This is a genomic window from Sinomonas mesophila (assembly GCF_001999765.1).
GTDB classification, from domain to species: Bacteria; Actinomycetota; Actinomycetes; order Actinomycetales; family Micrococcaceae; genus Sinomonas; species Sinomonas mesophila.
Genome location: NZ_MTIC01000018.1, coordinates 54,843 through 72,108 on the forward strand (window position 1 = coordinate 54,843; position 17,266 = coordinate 72,108).

15 protein-coding genes and 1 pseudogene are annotated in these 17,266 nt (G+C 72.5%); 2 read left to right on the forward strand and 14 right to left on the reverse strand.

Annotated elements, in window-relative coordinates:
* Together BV907_RS15855 and BV907_RS15860 are read right to left on the reverse strand one after the other, a co-directional pair.
* Positions 1-723, reverse strand: coding sequence for an HNH endonuclease family protein (locus BV907_RS15855; RefSeq protein ID WP_077490706.1), 723 nt, complete (start codon positions 721-723; stop codon positions 1-3).
* 324 nt (positions 724-1,047) lie between these two features.
* On the reverse strand, positions 1,048-1,932 hold the full coding sequence (locus BV907_RS15860) for a pullulanase X25 domain-containing protein (protein WP_077490707.1): 885 nt from the start codon (positions 1,930-1,932) through the stop codon (positions 1,048-1,050).
* A gap of 230 nt (positions 1,933-2,162) precedes the next feature.
* Here BV907_RS15860 and BV907_RS15865 point away from each other — a divergent pair, with 230 nt between their 5' ends.
* Entirely contained in the window at positions 2,163-5,732 is a 3,570-nt protein-coding gene (locus tag BV907_RS15865; protein ID WP_077490708.1) for a TM0106 family RecB-like putative nuclease, read from the forward strand.
* A 100-nt stretch (positions 5,733-5,832) separates the two neighbouring features.
* Here the strand turns inward: BV907_RS15865 and BV907_RS19620 are convergent, their stop codons facing one another.
* From BV907_RS19620 to BV907_RS15915, 11 genes and pseudogenes are all read right to left on the reverse strand, one after another.
* A complete protein-coding gene (locus BV907_RS19620) occupies positions 5,833-6,717 on the reverse strand; it encodes a DUF4190 domain-containing protein (RefSeq protein WP_077490709.1) in 885 nt (294 codons plus the stop codon).
* A gap of 144 nt (positions 6,718-6,861) precedes the next feature.
* Positions 6,862-7,311: an acyl-CoA thioesterase gene (locus tag BV907_RS15875; RefSeq protein WP_077490710.1), complete on the reverse strand. Its 450-nt coding sequence runs from the start codon at positions 7,309-7,311 to the stop codon at positions 6,862-6,864.
* Between the two features lie 499 nt (positions 7,312-7,810).
* Positions 7,811-8,467 (reverse strand): hypothetical protein, encoded by a 657-nt coding sequence (locus BV907_RS15880; protein WP_077490711.1) that lies wholly within the window; start codon positions 8,465-8,467, stop codon positions 7,811-7,813.
* 91 nt (positions 8,468-8,558) lie between these two features.
* On the reverse strand, positions 8,559-9,629 hold the full coding sequence (locus tag BV907_RS15885; RefSeq protein WP_077490712.1) for a HoxN/HupN/NixA family nickel/cobalt transporter: 1,071 nt from the start codon (positions 9,627-9,629) through the stop codon (positions 8,559-8,561).
* Positions 9,629-10,597 (reverse strand): urease accessory protein UreD, encoded by a 969-nt coding sequence (locus tag BV907_RS15890; RefSeq protein ID WP_245828027.1) that lies wholly within the window; start codon positions 10,595-10,597, stop codon positions 9,629-9,631. The genes BV907_RS15885 and BV907_RS15890 overlap by 1 nt, the downstream gene beginning before the upstream one ends.
* Positions 10,594-11,208, reverse strand: a complete 615-nt coding sequence (ureG, locus tag BV907_RS15895) for an urease accessory protein UreG (RefSeq protein ID WP_077490713.1) — start codon at positions 11,206-11,208, stop codon at positions 10,594-10,596. Before ureG ends, BV907_RS15890 begins: the two co-directional genes overlap by 4 nt.
* 9 nt (positions 11,209-11,217) lie before the next feature.
* A complete protein-coding gene (locus BV907_RS18965; RefSeq protein ID WP_342745570.1) occupies positions 11,218-11,925 on the reverse strand; it encodes an urease accessory protein UreF in 708 nt (235 codons plus the stop codon).
* A pseudogene (locus BV907_RS19425) lies at positions 11,923-12,138 on the reverse strand (urease accessory protein UreF); the annotation flags it as partial. The pseudogene BV907_RS19425 and the gene BV907_RS18965, both read right to left, overlap by 3 nt.
* Before the next feature lie 2 nt (positions 12,139-12,140).
* On the reverse strand, positions 12,141-12,650 hold the full coding sequence (gene ureE, locus BV907_RS15905; RefSeq protein WP_077490715.1) for an urease accessory protein UreE: 510 nt from the start codon (positions 12,648-12,650) through the stop codon (positions 12,141-12,143).
* Positions 12,651-12,688: 38 nt separating this feature from the next.
* Positions 12,689-14,851 carry an urease subunit alpha gene (gene ureC / locus BV907_RS15910; RefSeq protein ID WP_077490716.1) on the reverse strand — a complete coding sequence of 721 codons (2,163 nt, stop codon included), beginning with the start codon at positions 14,849-14,851 and terminating at the stop codon, positions 12,689-12,691.
* An 11-nt stretch (positions 14,852-14,862) separates the two neighbouring features.
* Positions 14,863-15,165 (reverse strand): urease subunit gamma, encoded by a 303-nt coding sequence (locus BV907_RS15915; RefSeq protein ID WP_077490717.1) that lies wholly within the window; start codon positions 15,163-15,165, stop codon positions 14,863-14,865.
* Between the two features lie 142 nt (positions 15,166-15,307).
* Here BV907_RS15915 and BV907_RS15920 point away from each other — a divergent pair, with 142 nt between their 5' ends.
* Positions 15,308-15,754 (forward strand): pyridoxamine 5'-phosphate oxidase family protein, encoded by a 447-nt coding sequence (locus BV907_RS15920; RefSeq protein ID WP_077490718.1) that lies wholly within the window; start codon positions 15,308-15,310, stop codon positions 15,752-15,754.
* Positions 15,755-15,871: 117 nt separating this feature from the next.
* On the opposite strand, the gene BV907_RS15925 is transcribed toward BV907_RS15920, so the two are convergent.
* On the reverse strand, positions 15,872-17,212 hold the full coding sequence (locus BV907_RS15925; protein WP_077490719.1) for a ParM/StbA family protein: 1,341 nt from the start codon (positions 17,210-17,212) through the stop codon (positions 15,872-15,874).
* Positions 17,213-17,266 lie beyond the last annotated feature (54 nt).

Genomic DNA, 17,266 nt, shown 5'->3' on the forward strand with positions numbered 1-17,266 from the left:
CTAGCCGCCCGGCCCGCAGGCGTCGAGCAGCTCGCCCGCGCGCCTGTGCTCGGCCTCGGTCATCCACAGCCCGTACTCCGACTTCACCGCGACGATCCGCGCCGTGTACTCGCACCGGAACGCCTTGTTCTGCGGCAGCCACGTCGCGAGGTCGCCGTTGCCCTTCTCCTGGTTCGCGTCGCCGTCGACCGCGAGCAGGTTGGCCGGGTCGTTGGCGAACTCCTCCCGCCGTTCCGGGCTCCACAGCTGGGCGCCCTTCTGCCACGCGTCGGAGAGCGCGACGACGTGGTCGATCTGCACCTCCGCCGAGCGGGGCCCGCGCACGAAGTCGATCCGGTCGCCCGTGTACGGATCCTCGAGCACGCCGGAGGACACGACGCAGTCCCGCGTCCCGGCGCGGAACGCGACGCCCGTGAGGTCCCGCGCGAGGATGTCGTTGCGGGTGTCGCAGCCGTTGCGGTCGACGTCGGCCCAGGCCTGCCCGAACTCGCTGCGCTCGTAGCCGCCCGTGCCCGCGCGGCCCTTGACCTGGAGGCGCGCGAGCTGCGCGCGCGCCGCGGCGAGCTTGTCGTCCGGGAGCGTCCCGGCGTCCGCCAGCGCGCCGTCTGAGGCCGCCCCTCCGGGCGGCCCAACCCAGCCCGCCGCCCACGCAACGCCCCACACGGCCGCGAGAACGGCCAGCACGCCGAGCAGCCTGGCCGCCCGGCCCCCGATCCTGCCCACGGTCCTCCCCCACTTTCCACCTCGGCTCGGACCCCCAGTACATCAGGGGGCACCGACAGAAGTGGAACCGGCAGCGCCCGGGGAGAGCCTCGGTGGTGACGCACGGGCCGGGATGGTGGACACACCAGCCACCTGGGCGCCCTCGAGGTCGTAGGTTCGATGCGACACCGCAGCTTCCTTCGGTGGATTCACCGGGGTGTCGCGCCGACTCTGCAAGTTCGCGATGCGAATATCGCGAGGGGTCGCGGCCTCTGCCAGGGATCAACCCCTGGGCGCTGGCCGGGCCCGACGGATGTCCGGGCCCGGCCTGCGCGCCATCGGGAATCAGGAGAAGACGATGTCCTTCGTGGAGTGGTCGTACGCGATGGTGACCGGCCCGCCGTCGTGCGCGAGCTCGTGGTTCGCGCCGTTGAAGGCGCCGAACGCGCCGTAGTTCTCGTCCCACGAGCGGTTGATGGCGATCTTGAAGCTGTAGTGCCCCGCGGGCAGTTCCACGGTGCGCACCCAGCGGCGGCCAGACCCATCAAGACCCATCTGGACGGCGTCGAGCTGCGGCTCCCAGTCCGTCTCGGCGCCCAGGTGCGCGGCGAAGTCGCCGGCGATCGCGACGGCCTCGGGCTGCTGGAGGTCGACGACGACCGGAGCCTCGGACTCGGCCGCAGCCTCTGCCTCAGCGGCGCCAGCGACGGCGACCGGCGCCTCGTCGTCGTCGGCAGCGGCGTCCGCCGCAGCGGCAGGTGCCGTCACCGCGGGAGCGAGGACCTCCTCGGCGGCTGCGGCCTTCTTCGAGGTGCGGGCGGGAGCCTTCTTGCGCGGAGCCTTCTTCGGGGCCGGCGCCTCGGTCGGCACGGGCGTGTCTGCCGGGACGGGCGTCCCGGCGTCGAGGGCCTCGGCGAGCGCGGCAGCGGTCGGGAACGCCACGGTCGCGCGGAGCCCGTCCTCCGTGATGGTCCAGCCGGAGCGGCCCTTGACCATCCAGCCAGCCTTGACGAGCTTGGCGGTAGCGGCAGTCAGGGCCTTGTGGCCCCGCGGGATGCCGCCCGCGAGGAGGAACGCCTCATGGTCGTCGAAAGGGACCTGCTCGACCGCTGCGGCGAGCACGGCGCGCGCGTCGGCGCCCTCACCGGAGAATGCCGCCTCTGCCAGTCCGTCCAGCACAGCCTTGAGCCGCAGGTCAACCTTCTCTGTCCCGCTTGCGTTCCTCGCCATGGCTTACCTCTTTCCATCGGTTCACTAGGTGCGGTCCGCGGCGCCTGCAGCGCCCGTCCCCCGTCACATGCTGGTCTGTTACTCCCGAGTCACCTTGTCGGTGACCGAGTGTGACACGCCAAACACACGATGATTCTGCCACCCTTCACGACCGGGGTTTCGACAGGGTTACGGGCGTGCAACGGAATGGGACCTCGAAGACTGTCGGAGGGGTGTGCTGTGCTGGGGTCATGTTCTTCCTCGAGGACCGCCGGCTCGTCTTCTCGGCATCGGATCTGGTCACGGCAGCCGAGTGCGAATTCGGCCTCCTGCGCCGGCTCGACGAGAAGCTCGGGCGCGCCGAGCGGCTCCACGTCCCGGACCCGATGCGGGAGCGGGCCGCGGCCCTCGGCGACGTCCACGAGCAGGCCGTGCTGCAGGCGTACCGGGACGAGTTCGGGCCCTGGACGCCGGGCGGGGCGGGCGGCGTCGCGGAGATCGAGCCAGCCGCGGACATGACGAGGGCGACGCTCGAGGCCAAGCACGCGGAGTCGATGGCCGCCCTCGCCGCGGGGGCGGACGTCGTGTTCCAGGCCAGCTTCTTCGACGGCGGGTTCCATGGCCGGGCGGACTTCCTCGTCCGCGGCCCCGGGGGCCGCTACGCGGTCTTCGACACGAAGCTCGCCCGTCACGCCAAGACGACCGCGCTGCTGCAGCTCGCGGCGTACGGCGACCAGCTCGCGCGGGCCGGCTTCCCGCCGTCGGACGCCGCGACCCTCATCCTCGGCACGGGCGAGATCGAGTCGTTCAGCCTCACCGACCTCGTGCCGGCGTTCCGCGAGCGGTGGGCGCGTCTCCGCGAGCTCGCCGAGGCGCACGTCGGTCGCGACCACCCGGCGGAGTGGGAGGCGCCCGGCGTCGCGGCCTGCGGGCGGTGCGACTATTGCGCGGTCCAGATCGAGGAGCACCGCGACATGTACCTCACGGCCGGCATGGGCGCGCCGCGCCGGCGCGCGCTCCGCGAGGCGGGCGTGCGCACGATCGACGATCTCGCGGCCCTCGACCCCGCAGGCGGCGACGCCACGCTCGCCCGGCTCGTCGCCCAGGCGCGCCTCCAGACCGGCGTCGTGACGGGCGACGGCGGCGGGCTGGCTCCCGAGCACGACGGCGCGCCGGCGCACTGGGTCCGGTACGAGGTGCTGCCCGACCACGGGCTCGGCGCCCTGCCCGCTCCGTCCGCGGGCGACGTGTACTTCGACTTCGAGGGCGACCCGTTGTGGTTCGACCGGAGCTCGCGCACGTGGGGCCTCGAGTATCTCTTCGGGGTCATCGAGGCACCCGTTCCGGGGGCGGAACATTCGGACCCCGTGTACCGCTCCTTCCTCGCGCACACCCTCGCCGAGGAGCGCCAGGCGCTGGTCGACTTCGTCGCCTACATCGAGAAGCGGCGCGCCCAGCACCCCGGCATGCACGTCTACCACTACGCGGCGTACGAGAAGACGGCCCTGCGCAAGCTCTCGGTCCGGCACGGCGTGTGCGAGGCGGAGATCGACGCGTGGCTGCGCGAGGGACTCCTCGTCGACCTCTACCAGGCCGTGCGCAGCGGGATCCGCATCTCGGAGCGCTCGTACTCGATCAAGAAGCTCGAGCCGCTCTACATGGGCAGCGAGCTGCGCACGGCCGAGCTCCAAGGCGGGGCCGCGTCGGTCGAGATGTACGCGCGCTTCACCGCGGCCCGCGAGGCGAGACGGGAGCCCGAGGCCGAGGAGCTGCTGGACCTCATCCTCGAGTACAACCGGGACGACTGCGTCTCGACGCTGCGGCTGTGCGATTGGCTCCGCGGCCTCGCCGCGGCCCACCCGTCGACGGCGCACGCAGCGCTCCCGGCGGCCCGCGAGGCACGGCCGCAGCCCCCGGCCGATCCCGACGAGGCAGCGCTCACGGAGTTCGTCGCGCGGCGGCGGGCCGCCCGAGCCGAGTCGGGCTCCGCGGACGAACGGGCCGCCGCGGACGACACGGCCCTCGGCCTGCTCGCCGCGGCCGTCAGGTTCCACCCGCGCGAGCGCAAGGCGTACTGGTGGGCGCACTTCGACCGGCTCGAGCGGCCGCTGGCACGGCTCGAATCCGTGCGGAACGCGTTCATCGTCGAGAAGGCGGAGGTCGTGCACGACTGGGAGCCCGACGGGCGCCTGTTCGGGCGCACGACCCGGCTCGTGGGGACCGCGACCCCCGGCTCTGACTTCCGCGAGGGCAGCACGTGGTTCCGCGAGTTCGAGCAGCCGCTGCCCGAGGGGCTCGAGCCGACCGATCCCCTCGGGATCGGCCGCAGCGGGCTGCCCGGCACCGAGATCGTCGGGATGGGCCGGGACGGGGACCGCGACGTGCTCACGGTGCGGGAGAAGTGCACGGGCAAGGTGCCGCCGTACGCCCAGCTCCCCGTGGCCCTCACCGAGGACGCCCCCCTTCCCACGGCCTCGATCGAGGCGGCCCAGCGAGAGGTCGCTCGCGAGGCGGCGCGCGCCCTGCCCGGGCTGCTGGCCCAGCCCGCCGTGGACCTCCTCCGCCGCCTCCCGCCGCGCACGGCCGGGCGCGCCCCGCTGCCTCCCGCCCCGAACGGCACGCACGACGGCGATGGGCTCGTCGCGGCGATCGAGGGCGCCGTGCGCTCCCTCGACCGCTCCTACCTCGCGGTGCAGGGCCCGCCGGGGAGCGGCAAGACGCACGTCGGCGCGACGGTCATCGCGCGGCTCGTCGCGACCGGCTGGAAGGTCGGGGTGGTGGGCAACTCGCACAACGTTGTCGAGAACCTGCTCACGCGCTCCGTCGCTGCCGGAGTGCCCGTCGGATCGGTCGCGAAGAAGCCCCGGAGCGGGCTCGCGCCCGAGGACCTGGAGGTTCCGTGGCCGCTCGCCAACAGGCGGAACGGGTCAGTCGCGGCACTCGTGGCAGCACCGGGCGGCTGCCTCGTCGGCGGGACGGCGTGGCAGCTCACAGGGCAGGAAATCCCGGCCGGATCCCTCGACCTCGTGGTCGTCGACGAGGCCGGCCAGTTCTCCCTCGCGAACACCGTCGCGGTGAGCCGCGCGGCCCCCCGGCTGCTCCTGCTCGGCGACCCCCAGCAGCTCCCCGAGGTGAGCCAGGGACAGCATCCCGAGCCCGTCAACGAGTCGGCCCTGGGCTGGCTCGCGGCCGGAGCGCGCGTGCTCCCGGACGAGTTCGGCTACTTCCTGCCCGAGTCGTGGCGCATGGCGCCGCCCCTCTGCGAGGCGGTCTCGCGGCTGTCCTACGCCAGGCGCCTGCGGTCAGCCCCGGCGGCCGCCGGCCGTCGACTCGACGGCGTCCCCTCCGGGGTCGCCGTCCACTGGGTCGAGCACAGCGGCAACGCGACGAACTCGCCCGAGGAGGCCGCCGCCGTCGTGCGCGAGGTCCAGGCCCACGTGGGGCTCACGTGGCACGACGAGGCCGGGGCGCGGGCGCTCGAGGCGTCCGACGTGCTCGTCGTCGCGCCGTACAACGCCCAGGTGAACCTCATCCGCGAGCGCCTCGACGACGCGGGGCTCTCCGCGGCGAGGGTCGGGACGGTCGACAAGTTCCAGGGGCAGGAGGCCGTCGTCGTCCTCGTGTCGATGGCCTGCTCGTCGCCGGCCGAGGCACCCCGGGGGCTCGGCTTCCTGCTCAACCGGAACCGCATCAACGTCGCGGTGTCCCGCGCGAAGTGGCGGGCCGTCGTCGTGCGCTCTCCGCAGCTCACGGCGGCGCTCCCCCGGCGCCCGGCCGGGCTCGAGGAGCTCGGGGCGTTCATCGGGCTGTGCGGTGGCTGAAGCGCGGGGTGTAGGGGTCCGCCCGGCAGGGAGCATGGTGCCTCGCCTGCCGGGCGCTGGAACCCGGGCGGCCCGTCAGAGCAGTGTCAGACCGAGGAGGTCAGTTCAGGCTGCCCGTGCAGATCGCCATCGCGCCGGTGCCGGAGGACGCGTCCTCCGACACGACGACGCCGTCGATGATGATCTGGCAGCTCACGTCGGCCTCGGTGTCGAAATTCGCCATGACGGAGACGTGGCCGATGAAGAAGCCCGTCTCGGTGAACTCCTTGTCCCAGTTCTCGGTGATCTGCTCGGTCTTCGTGCCGTTCGCGTCGCCGTAGTCGACATCGGCAGGGGCCGACGTCGTCACCTTGTACTGGACCGTGTGCTCGGCGTTGGCCTGCGCGGAGAACGTCTCACTGATCTTGGACAGTTCACCGGCGGTCGTGGACAGGACGGCGGCGGCCAATAGGGTCATGGCGATCGAGATGATGATCGCGACGCCAGAGAGCGCCACGCCGGTGATGGCCAGCGGCTTGCCGCCGAGCTTGCGCACGAGCGCGATCACACCGCAGACGGCGCCTGCGATCGCCATGGCGATGGCCACGACATTCACGATCGGGATCCAGCTCATCAGGAAGGCGAGGCCGCCGAGGACAAGGGCGACGATCGCGAGGACCTTGCTCTGCTGCGGTCCCGGAGCGCCGTACTGCTGGCCCGGCTGCCCGTAGGGTGCCTGCCCCTGCTGGCCCGGCTGCCCGTAGGGCGCCTGCCCCTGCTGCTGCCCCGACTGGCCGTACTGCTGGCCCGGCTGGCCGTACTGCTGAGCCGGCGGGCTGTACTGCTGCCCCGACTGGGCGAGCGGAGTGTACTGCTGTCCGGGCTGCCCGTACTGCTGGCCCCCCGGCTGTTGGCCGCCCGGCTGCTGCCCCTCCGGCTGCTTGCCCTCCGGCTGCTCGTCCTGCGGCTGCTGCGGCGTGCCGCCGGTAGGCGTGCTGCTGCTCATGATGTTCCCCCTCTGGCGCAAGCGCACGCCCCTCCCGGCCCCCTGCCGAGACGTTCAAGCGCGCTGGGTGTGAGTATTCCACGCCGAGGCGCGGAATACTGCGGTTCGCGCGCCCCTGTTCAGGCGTCGTTCAGGCGTCGCCGGTCAGCCCCCGCGGACCCCCGCGACGAAGAGGCCGGGCCCCACGTACGGGGCGAGCCGCCCGCGCTGCTCCGCGCTGAGCCGGATGAGCGCCCCGGTGGCCTCGTCGACGAAGGCGAGCTGCGTCGTCGCCCGCACACACTCGTGGCCGTCGACGGGATCGTGGACCACGTAGTCGAGCGTGAGGGCCGCGGCCTTGAGCCCGCTGACCCACACGTCGACCTCCGCGGGGACGTTGCGGTAGTCCAGGGGCCGCAGGTAGCGCACGCGGTGCTCGACGACGAGGGCGAGGGTGCCGTCGGAGACGGCCGAGAAGAGCGGGACGAGGGGCTCGACACCCGCCGCACCCGTGCCCCCGGGAGGGCCGAACGCGGCGATCCGAGCCTCCTCGAGCATGCGGATGATCTCGACGTTGTTGATGTGCCCGTAGGCGTCCATGTCCCCCCAGCGCATAGGGACGCGGACGCGGAGCCTGCCCCCGCCGTCGGGCGTCCTGCCGGCCGTATCCCCGGCATCCGTCACATCCTCGACCGGGGGCTGCGCTGCGCTGTCAGTGCTCACCCGAGTGGTCTATCACGCGGCGTGGCTGATCACGAACGAGGCCAGCCGAGGGACGCGACGAGGCCCGTGAGGAAGTGCTCGCGCTCGAAGGCCAGCGCCTCGAGCGGGGACGTTCGAAACAAAATGGCGCCCCGTCCCGGAGTGACCGATCGGGGCGGGGCGCGGGGCCGGGCGGCGCCTCATCCGCCCGACTCCCGGTGCCGCGGGACACCACCCGGGACGCTACGTGCCCCGCCGGCGCCAGCCCCGCGGCTGGCTTCGTGTGGTCCGTTCCCGCAGGACCCAACGCTCTCTGGCTGGCCATCCCCTCCGGACCGATGGCTTCAGCCTACGAAGGCGAACTTGCGCGGGGGTGTCCTCGCTGTTTAATCGCGGTTACGCTCGGGGGCCGTCATGGGTGCCGGCGTCCGCGGCCCCGGCGGGCGTCGGCGCGGGCGTGGGCGGCCGCCGTTGTGCGGTGCTCGACGTGCGCGAGCTCGACCCACCCGGTGACCGCGAAGAGCAGGCCCCACACCGCCACGACCGTAGTCCCGATCCACGAGCCGTCCGCGGCGCCGGTCATGGCGAGCCACGGATAGACGGCCAGGACGGGGTAGACGCCCACGGCGAGCGGCAGGTACCTGGCCCATCCGTCCCACACGTGCGCGCGGACGGCGGCCACGCCGGCCAGGATGAAGCCGAGGGGAATCAGCAGGGTCGCGGCGGCGAACGGCCACCAGACGGTGGGCGCAAACGGCTCCACGGCATTGCCCGTGGCATAGAGCACGAGGCCGACCATCGCGAGCGCGAGCCCGGTGCGGGCCAGGACGCTGCCGCCGAAAGAATGGTGCAGCCACAGGCCCGCGCAGCCGGCGGCGATGCCGAGCTGGCCGAGGGCGACGACGATCCCGGCCGCGCGGCTGTAGGCACTGGAATCGCCGGTCAGGACCCGGCCCAATTCGAAGAGCACCATGATCGCGCCGCCCGCGATCATGGCCACGGCCGTCCAGCGGAGGAGCGCGGCGTGTTCGGCGTGCAGGGGGCCGTCGGCGTGCTGAGTCGGATCCATGGCTGTTCCTCCTACCGGCTCGCGGCCGTTCGGGAGGTTCGCGCCCGGCCGCCGGAGGGCCGGTACGTCGGCCAGCGAGGGCCCCTCCAGTCTATGTCCGGGACGGCGCCTCCGCCGAGGGCCGTCGCAGCCGCTCCGCCGCGACCGCGAGCAGCCACGCGGTGCCGAACGCCGCGGCGAGGAGCAGGCCGGCGTCGCCGAGGTCGACGGCGGCGAGGAACCCCGTGAGCGGATCGCTCAGCCCGAGCAGCTCGCGCGCAAGACCGGCCATTGTCAGGACCGCGACGAGCAGGGCCGAGGCCGCGGACATGCCCGTGATAAGAAGGTTGAACGCGATGCGCCGGCCCGGCACGGCCAGGGCCCGCCGGTAGAGCCGCATCATGGCGATCCCGTTCGCCGTGTCGCACAGGGTCATGGCCCCGGCGAACGCGAACGGCACCGCGAGCAGCGCCCCGGCCGGGACGCCGGCGAGCACGGCGGCCGCCGCGGCGACGAGGAGGCCGACGGTCGTGGCCGTGTCGAAGCCGAGCCCGAACAGGAACCCGACCACGTAGATGTCCCGCGGGCGGCGGACGAGGCCGAGGGGCCGGTCGAGGAGCCGCGCGAGGATGCCGCGGGGCTCCAAGTCCTCCTTGGTCAGGGCGGCGCCGCGGCGGTGGCGGCGCGCGGCGCGGGACGCGGCGGCGAACGCGGCGAGGTTCGCGAGGCCGAGGGCCAGCAGGAAGCCCCCCGAGACGCCGGCGCCGACCCCGCCGAGGGCCGCCGACACCGCCGACCCCTCCTCGAAGGCCGTGCCCACGGCACCGACGCCCGCGAGGACGAGCGCCGCGGCGGCAACGACGACGCTCGAGTGCCCGAGGCTGAACGCGAGTCCCACGCCCACGGGGTCCTGGCCGCGCGCGGCGAACCGGCGGCTCGAGTTGTCGATCGCGGCGAGGTGGTCCCAGTCGTATGAGTGCTTGACGCCGGCGAGGTAGGCCACCCCGGCGAGCGCCAGCACCGTCGCGGCGTGCCCGGCGGGCACCGCGGCGAGGAGGGCGCCCGCCACGGCGTGGAGGAGGACGACGACGGCGAGCGCCCCGGCGGCGCGGCGCCGCCAGGGCGCGCGCTCGATCCGGGCGGACAGCCCGTCCAGGGCGCCGAGGCCGGCGGGGAGGGTCATCAGGGCTTCCTTGTGTCGAGCGGGCCCTGGCCGTGCCACGCGGACCGCATCCAGTTCAGGGCGGCGTGCAGGACGGCCTCGGCGGACTGGGTCGAGTCCGCGAGGACCCTCAGGGCGAAGCCGGGGACGGCGAGGCGGGTGATGCCCGCGAGCGGCGCTGTTCCCCTCCGAGGCGAGCGCGCGCCGTCGTGCGCCGCAACCACACGCGGCGAGCGCGCGCCGTCGTGCGCGGTGGCGCCCGCGCCCGGCGCGGCATCGATGCCGAGGTGGGAGCGCAGGGCGGCGACGGCCGCGTCGTCGGCGCGGGGGTCGACGACGAGGAGCGAGCCGAGGTGGCTGCGGCCGGCGAGCATGAGGCGGGCGGTGCCGCCGTCGGCCGGGCGCACGACGAGGTTGTCCGCGACGGCGAGCCGGCCGTCCACGGCCACGCGCGTGCGCAGGAAGACCTCGTCGAAGCGGAACGGCTCGCCGTCGGGCGACCAGCCGTGGGTCACGACGTCGGCGAGGGCCAGGGAGGCGTCCGGGGCCATGGCCACCTCGGTGTCCTGGCGGTAGGCCGCGCCGCGGTAGGCGATGAGCGCGTCGGGGACGGACTCGAGCCGGGAGCCCGGGCCGAGGCTCAGGCGCAGCACCGCGCGGGCAGGGCCCTGGGGCGTGCGGTAGACCTTGGTCGCGGACTGCGTGGTGAGCAGGGCGGAGGCACCGGGGCCGAGGGCGACCTCCGTCGCGTACGTGTCCCCGCCGAGGTACCCGCCGCCGGGATTCACGACCGTCAGCATGGGCTGCCCCGTGCCGTCCGGGTACAGCGCGCGGAGCACCCGCAGGGCGCCCTCGTGGAACTGGCGGGCCGCGACCGTGCGGCCGGCGCGCAGCTCGAGGCCGAGCCGCAGCTGCCCGGTGAGGCGGGGCCCCGCCGTCGTGGGCTCCCCGGGGCCGGAACGCACGCGGGGCTCGGCTCGCGCCGTCACGCGAGGCCCGTCAGGAGCACGTCGCGGCGGATCCACTCGAGCACGTAGTCCAGGCCCTCGTCGGTCTTGAGGTTCGTGAAGCAGAACGGCCTCTCGCCGCGGAAGGACTTCGAGTCCCGCTCCATGACGGTGAGGTCCGCGCCGACGTGCGGGGCGAGGTCGGTCTTGTTGATCACGAGCAGGTCGCTCTTGATCATGCCCTGCCCGGCCTTGCGGGGGATCTTCTCGCCCTGGGCGACGTCGATGACGTAGATGGAGAAGTCCACGAGCTCGGGGCTGAACGTGGCCGAGAGGTTGTCCCCGCCGGACTCGACGAAGATGAGCTGCAGGTCCGGGTGCCGGGCCCTGAGCTCCTCGATCGCGGCAGTGTTCATCGAGGTGTCCTCCCGGATCGCGGTGTGCGGGCAGCCGCCGGTCTCGACGCCGACGATCCTGTCCTCGGGCAGCACGCCGTTGCGGGCGAGGATCTTGGCGTCCTCGATCGTGTAGATGTCGTTCGTGATGGCGGCCATGGACAGCTCGCCGATGAGCGCGCGCGTGACGCGCTCGACGAGCTGGGTCTTCCCGGCGCCGACGGGGCCGCCGATGCCGATGATGACGGGATCGCTCATGCTCTTCTCCTAGCTGGCGAACATGCGGGCGCGCTGGTGCTCGTGCCGCATCTGGTGGATCTCGAGGGCGGGTGCCGCGGCGCCGAAGTGCCGCGGGTCGGCGGCGCGGGAGCGGACGACGGCGGCGGGCACGTGGGCGCGCAGCCCGCCGAGGACGCGCTGGCCGGCGAGCTGACCGAGGGGGATGGCGCGGACGGCGTTCTGCGTGAGGGACGTCAGCGTCGAGTAGAGGTAGGCCTCGACGAGCGTCTCCTCGTCAATCCCCTGGCCCGCGCCCGCGAGCGCGAACGCGATCGGGTAGTGGCCCGCGCACGTGCCCGCGGCGACGTCGGCGGCGTAGGAGGCCACGGCATCGGACGCGAAGTTCTCCGCGGCGATCTCGAGGAGGCGCCGGCCCATGCGGAGGCTCGCCTGCCGGATCTGGGCGGGGACGAGGAGGGCGGTGAGCTCGACGTCGAGGGCGCGGAGGGCGTCGAGCCCTGCGGCGTCGTCGAGGTCGCCGAGATGGGGGTTCTGGATCGCGAAATGGGGGTTTGGGAGCGCGAAATGGGGGCCTCGAACCGCGAAATGGGGGTCCTGCACCGCGAATTGGGGGCCTCGAACCGCAAGGTCGGGGCCAACAGGGGACCCCACCTCGGCGTCACAGGCCCCCACCTCGGCGTCACACGACCCCATTTCGGCGGCACAGGACCCCACCTCGGCGTCACAGGCCCCCATTTCGGCGAGGCGGGCCGCGCGGCGCACCGCGACCGCGTCGGTGTGGGTGAGCTGGGTCGCGAGGAAGCCCTCGAGCCAGGCCAGGAGGGTCGCCTCGTCGTGCACCTCCCCGGACTCGAGGTACGCCTCGAGCCCGAAGGAGTGGCTGAACGCGCCGGTCGGCAGGGCCGAGTCGGTGAGCTGGAGAAGGCCGGAGAGAGAGGTGTGCGACATGGCTAGTGCGTGTGGGACGCGTGGCGGAACGGCACGGCCATGACCCGCTCCTCGCGCCGGTACGGGACGCCGTGGGCGTCGAGGAAGTCCGCGACCGTGTGGTCGAACTGGCACACCATGACGTCCTGGCCTGAGGCGCCCGCGAACTCGCTCCCCGCGCCGAAGAACTGCGCCTGGAGGTGCCGGTTCCCGAGCGAGTGGGCGGTGAAGAGCGCCTCGCCGATGGTCCGGGGCGCGATGACGAGCACGTCCGTGCCCTCCACCGAGACCACGACGACGTTCCCGCGCGTCCCCTCCCCCGGCTCTCGCGCGGCGAGGATGTCCCCGTCGCGCAGGTCCGGCGAGCCTGCGGGCAGCCGGATCCCCAGCTCGGTGCCGTGGTCGGTGCGGACCCGCTGGATCCGCTTGGCCAGGTCCGCGCTCGGCAGGACCACCCGCTCGCGGTGCCGGCCCGCGTAGGCGGCGGCAGCGCCGTCGTCGTGCAGGTTGCCGAGGATTTCGGTGACGATCATGGCAGCCTCCGGAGGAAGGAGAGGGGAGGAAGAGGGGATCAGAAGAGGAAGTAGCGCTGGGCGAGGGGCAGGGACTCGGCCGGCTCGCACGTGGCGAGCTCGCCGTCGACGCGGACTTCGTAGGTCTCGGGGTCCACCTCGATCGAGGGCATGGCGGCGTTGAACGGCAGGTCCGCCTTGGTGAGCGTGCGGATGCCGCCGACGGCGCGGATCTGCTTGCGCAGCCCGAGCCGCTCGGGCACGCCGGCCTCGATCGCGGCCTTCGGCAGGAACGTGATCGAGGAACCCTGCAGGCTCCGCCCGTACGAGCCGAAGGCCATCCGGAGCGTCTGCGGCTGCGGCGTCGGGATCGAGGCGCCGGGGTCGCCCATGACGGAGCCGGCGATCGTGCCGCCCTTGATCACGAGGTCCGGCTTGACGCCGAAGAACGCCGGGTCCCACAGCACGAGGTCCGCGAACTTGCCCACCTCGACCGAGCCCACCGTGTCCGCGATGCCCTGCGCGAGGGCCGGGTTGATCGTGTACTTCGCGACGTACCGCTTGATCCGGAAGTTGTCGGCCGCGGGCGACTCCCCGCCGTCGTCCGGGGCCAGCACCCCGCGCCGCGCCTTCATCGCGTCGGCGAGCTGCCACGTGCGCGTGATGACCTCCCCGACGCGGCCCATGGCCTGCGAGTCGCTGGACATCATCGAGAAGACGCCCAGATCGTGCAGCACGTCCTCCGCGGCGATCGTCTCGGGGCGGATGCGGGAGTCGGCGAAGGCCACGTCCTCGGGGATCTGCGGGCTCAGGTGGTGGCACACCATGAGCATGTCGAGGTGCTCCTCGGCCGTGTTGCGCGTGTACGGGATGGTCGGGTTGGTCGAAGACGGCAGGACGTTCGGGTGGGCCGCGATCGCGATGATGTCCGGCGCGTGCCCGCCGCCCGCGCCCTCGGTGTGGAAGGTGTGGATGACGCGGCCGCCGATCGCCGCGACCGTGTCCTCGAGGAAGCCGCACTCGTTGAGGGTGTCGGTGTGGATCGCGATCTGGACGTCGTACTCGTCGGCCACGCGCAGGGACGCGTCGATCGAGGAGTGCGTCGCGCCCCAGTCCTCGTGGATCTTGAGCCCGATCGCTCCCGCCTCGATCTGCTCGGCGAGCGGCTCGGTGCGGGACGCGTGCCCCTTCCCCAGGAGCCCGATGTTGACCGGAAGGCCCTCCGCGGCCTCGAGCATCCGCTGGATGTGCCACGCGCCCGGGGTCACCGTCGTCGCCTTCGTGCCCTCGGCCGGGCCGGTGCCGCCGCCGATCATCGTCGTCACGCCCGAGGCGAGCGCGACGGGCACCTGGTCGGGGTGGATGAAGTGGATGTGGGTGTCGATCCCGCCGGCCGTGAGGATCTTCCGCTCCCCCGCGATGATCTCGGTCGCCGCGCCCACGACGATGTCCACGCCGTCCTGCACGAGCGGGTTGCCCGCCTTGCCGATGGCCTGGATGTGGCCGTCGCGCAGCGCGACGTCCGCCTTGTAGATCCCGGCGTAGTCGATGATGAGCGCGTTCGTGATCACCGTGTCGGGGACTTCCCCGCGCACGACGCCGGCCGGGCCGCCCGCGGCGTCCGTCCCGCCGTCGCGCGTCGCTCGCCCGTTCTGGCCCATGCCGTCGCGCAGGACCTTGCCGCCGCCGAACACGACCTCCTCGCCGTAGACCGTCAGGTCGCGTTCGACCTCTGCCCACAGGTCGGTGTCGCCAAGGCGGATCCGGTCGCCCGTCGTCGGGCCGTAGAGCTGGGCGTACTGGGCGCGGGGGATCGCCCGGTTCGGGATCGGGGACCCCATCTCGGCGTCCCCGGCCCCCATCTCGGCGGGCTTGTCGAGGGGGCCGTTGGTGAGGTTGCGCAGGCCGTACACCTCGCGCGCCCCGCCGAGCGGCACGAGCCGGACCGTCTTGGCGTCGCCGGGCTCGAAGCGCACCGCCGTCCCCGCGGGGATGTCGAGGCGGCGCCCGCGCGCCGCGGCGCGGTCGAACGCGAGGGCCTTGTTGGCCTCGGCGAAGTGGTAGTGCGAGCCGACCTGGACGGGGCGGTCCCCCGTGTTCGTGACCTCGAGCTCGGACACGGGACGGCCTGCGTTGAGCACGATGTCGCCCTGGGCCGGGATGACCTGGCCCGGGACGGCGTGGCCGGGAACCTGACCCCCCGTGCCTGAAGTGTGTGCCATGCGCGCAGCTCCTAGCGGATCGGCTCGTGGACGGTCACGAGTTTCGTGCCGTCGGGGAACGTGGCCTCGATCTGGACGTCGTGGATCATCTCGGGCACCCCGTCCATGACGTCCTCGCGCGCGAGGATCGTCGTGCCCCAGCTCATGAGCTCCGCGACGGTCCGGCCGTCGCGCGCCCCTTCGATGAGCTCGTAGCTGATGATCGCCACTGCCTCGGGGTAGTTGAGCTTGAGTCCCCGGGCCTGCCGCCGCCGGGCGAGGTCCGCGGCGACGACGATCATGAGCTTCTCCTGCTCGCGGGGGCTGAGTCGCATGGCGCTCCTTGTTCGGGCTTCTGGGATACCGATCGTAGGGCGGGAGTGTTACGGACAAGTGTCCCCACCGGGACGGGCCGTAGATCCATACCGGGCAGGCGTGGTGCGAGCCTACGATGGCTGGGACAGGGAGGGGAACACCATGCTGTTCGATCACGACAACGACGATCCGGTCCGCATCCTCACCGACGCCGAGAGCTGGGAGCTGCTGGCCCACGCGAGGCACGGCCGCCTGGCGACCCATGCCGCCGGCGAGCTCGACATCGTGCCCATCAACGTCAAGGCAGTCGACGGGAAGCTCTACGTGCGCACGATCCCGGGGACGAAGCTCGCCGAGCTCGTCATCGACCCCACCGTGGCCTTCGAGGCGGACGGCGTGACGGACGACGAGGCCTGGAGCGTCGTCGTCAAGGGCAGGGCCAGGATGCTCGAGACCTCGGCGGAGATCGAGGCCGCAGAGGCTGTGGGCATCGAGTCGTGGCTCCCGGCGCTGAGGAACATCTACGTCGAGATCACGCCCGAGCACGTCGAGGGGCGCCACTTCGTACTCGGCGCGGAGCCGGACTCGACGACGGCGCGCCCCTACTGAGAAGGACACCCCCGGAGACCCCGGCGATGGCCGGGAGGCCTCGGTGGGAGAGCTCGAGAACGGGTGCAACAGAAATGGCCTTCCCGGTCGGTCCGGGAAGGCCATCTCTTCGCTGGCTCACACGGCAGCGGCAGTGAGCTCCTTGCCTTCCTCCGTATCGGCCACTCGGGCGCTGCGCTTGCCGCGGGTGGTCGATGCGGGAGCAGCGCTGGTCTCGCGATCCTCCACGGTCAAGGCCGCGATGTAGAGGCCCTCCCGGTTCAGGTGACGCGAGTAGGACGAATCCAGGTAGAGCGTGGGGAAGGCGTCCTCGCTGTTCATCTCGGTCGCCTTGGCCAGCAGCGCCGGGTACAGGAAGTCCTTCACGGGACCTGAGCCGCCGCCGTAGACGTAGGCGACCTCGGTTGTGGCGCCGACGACGGCCAGCACGCGCCCGAACTGCTCGGCGACCTCCTTGGAGAAGAACAGCATCTCCTCCTCCACAAACTGGGCGACCTTGTTGTAGAAGTTGCGCTTCAGCGGCGAGGGGCCCGCCTGCAGGTACTCGGCCAGCTGCTTGCGCGAGGTGAAGCCCGAGTCGAAGCCCCGGTCGGCCATCGACTTCAGAGCGTCCGTGAGCACCGAGCCGTAGCCCTTCTTGTAGGTGGTCGAGGCGTCCGCGTTGAACTTCCCGGCGGTGAACACCGGGAAGTTCACGGTGCCCTCGCCGATGTCGATGCCGACGCTGTGCTGGGCTGCCAGCACGTCAGCGGAGGTGATGCCCTCCAGCGCCACTCCCCTGCGGCGCACATCTGCCAGCATCGCGTCCATCAGCGACTCGCCCTTGACGGTGATCGCGTACTGGGCCGATGCACCCTCGGGAATGACCTGCACGTCCACGAAGCGGAGGTTCACGGTGACTGGGGTGTCGAAGTTGTGGATGGTGGCCGTGTGCGTGCCGGTGGTGAACTCGGCGGCATAGCTCGTGCGGTGGGCCATGTACTCGTTGATCGGCAGCGCCAGGGCGACGCGGGCCTGCACGCTCAGCGTCTCGTCCGCCGGCGGCAGCGCGCCGTTCTGGCGGACGTAGTCGCGCAGCGCCTTGGCAGCGAAGGCCCCCATGACCAGGACCTTGCTCAGCTCCTGCTGGGCCTTGCTGCGGCGCCCGACGACGTCGAACTCGTCGAAGGCGCCCTGGGCGCTCAGCGCACGAGTGCCGAACAGGCGACGGTACTGGTCGCCGATGAGCGGGGAGGCGAAGCTGACGTCCAGCTCATTGTAGAAGTCGCCGTCCATCTTCGCCCCGGCGTCGCCGTCGGCAGTGGGCATAGCGTTGGATCTGGTGACGAGGGCGACGCCGCTGGGAAGGTCGATCTCGTCGATGGTGAAGGCGCCGTCGTCCTCGGCACCGCGGATGATGCCCTTGACATAGCCGTTGCCGACGTCGATGCCGCCCGTGAGTTGGGTCGAAATGGTCATGGAGAATCCCTTCCTGGAAAGTGTGCGGGGTGGGGCTTGCCTGTGCTGCCGGTA

Coding starts and splice junctions, on each gene's coding strand:
- BV907_RS15865 (WP_077490708.1), top strand. CDS start 2,163: ATGTTCTTCCTCGAGGACCGCCGGCTCGTCTTCTCGGCATCGGATCTG.
- BV907_RS15920 (WP_077490718.1), top strand. CDS start 15,308: ATGCTGTTCGATCACGACAACGACGATCCGGTCCGCATCCTCACCGAC.
- BV907_RS15915 (WP_077490717.1), bottom strand. CDS start 15,165: ATGCGACTCAGCCCCCGCGAGCAGGAGAAGCTCATGATCGTCGTCGCC.
- BV907_RS15885 (WP_077490712.1), bottom strand. CDS start 9,629: ATGACCCTCCCCGCCGGCCTCGGCGCCCTGGACGGGCTGTCCGCCCGG.
- BV907_RS19620 (WP_077490709.1), bottom strand. CDS start 6,717: ATGAGCAGCAGCACGCCTACCGGCGGCACGCCGCAGCAGCCGCAGGAC.
- ureC (WP_077490716.1), bottom strand. CDS start 14,851: ATGGCACACACTTCAGGCACGGGGGGTCAGGTTCCCGGCCACGCCGTC.
- BV907_RS15860 (WP_077490707.1), bottom strand. CDS start 1,932: ATGGCGAGGAACGCAAGCGGGACAGAGAAGGTTGACCTGCGGCTCAAG.
- ureE (WP_077490715.1), bottom strand. CDS start 12,650: ATGATCGTCACCGAAATCCTCGGCAACCTGCACGACGACGGCGCTGCC.
- BV907_RS15875 (WP_077490710.1), bottom strand. CDS start 7,311: ATGCGCTGGGGGGACATGGACGCCTACGGGCACATCAACAACGTCGAG.
- BV907_RS18965 (WP_342745570.1), bottom strand. CDS start 11,925: ATGGGGGCCTGTGACGCCGAGGTGGGGTCCTGTGCCGCCGAAATGGGG.
- BV907_RS15925 (WP_077490719.1), bottom strand. CDS start 17,212: ATGACCATTTCGACCCAACTCACGGGCGGCATCGACGTCGGCAACGGC.
- BV907_RS15880 (WP_077490711.1), bottom strand. CDS start 8,467: ATGGATCCGACTCAGCACGCCGACGGCCCCCTGCACGCCGAACACGCC.
- ureG (WP_077490713.1), bottom strand. CDS start 11,208: ATGAGCGATCCCGTCATCATCGGCATCGGCGGCCCCGTCGGCGCCGGG.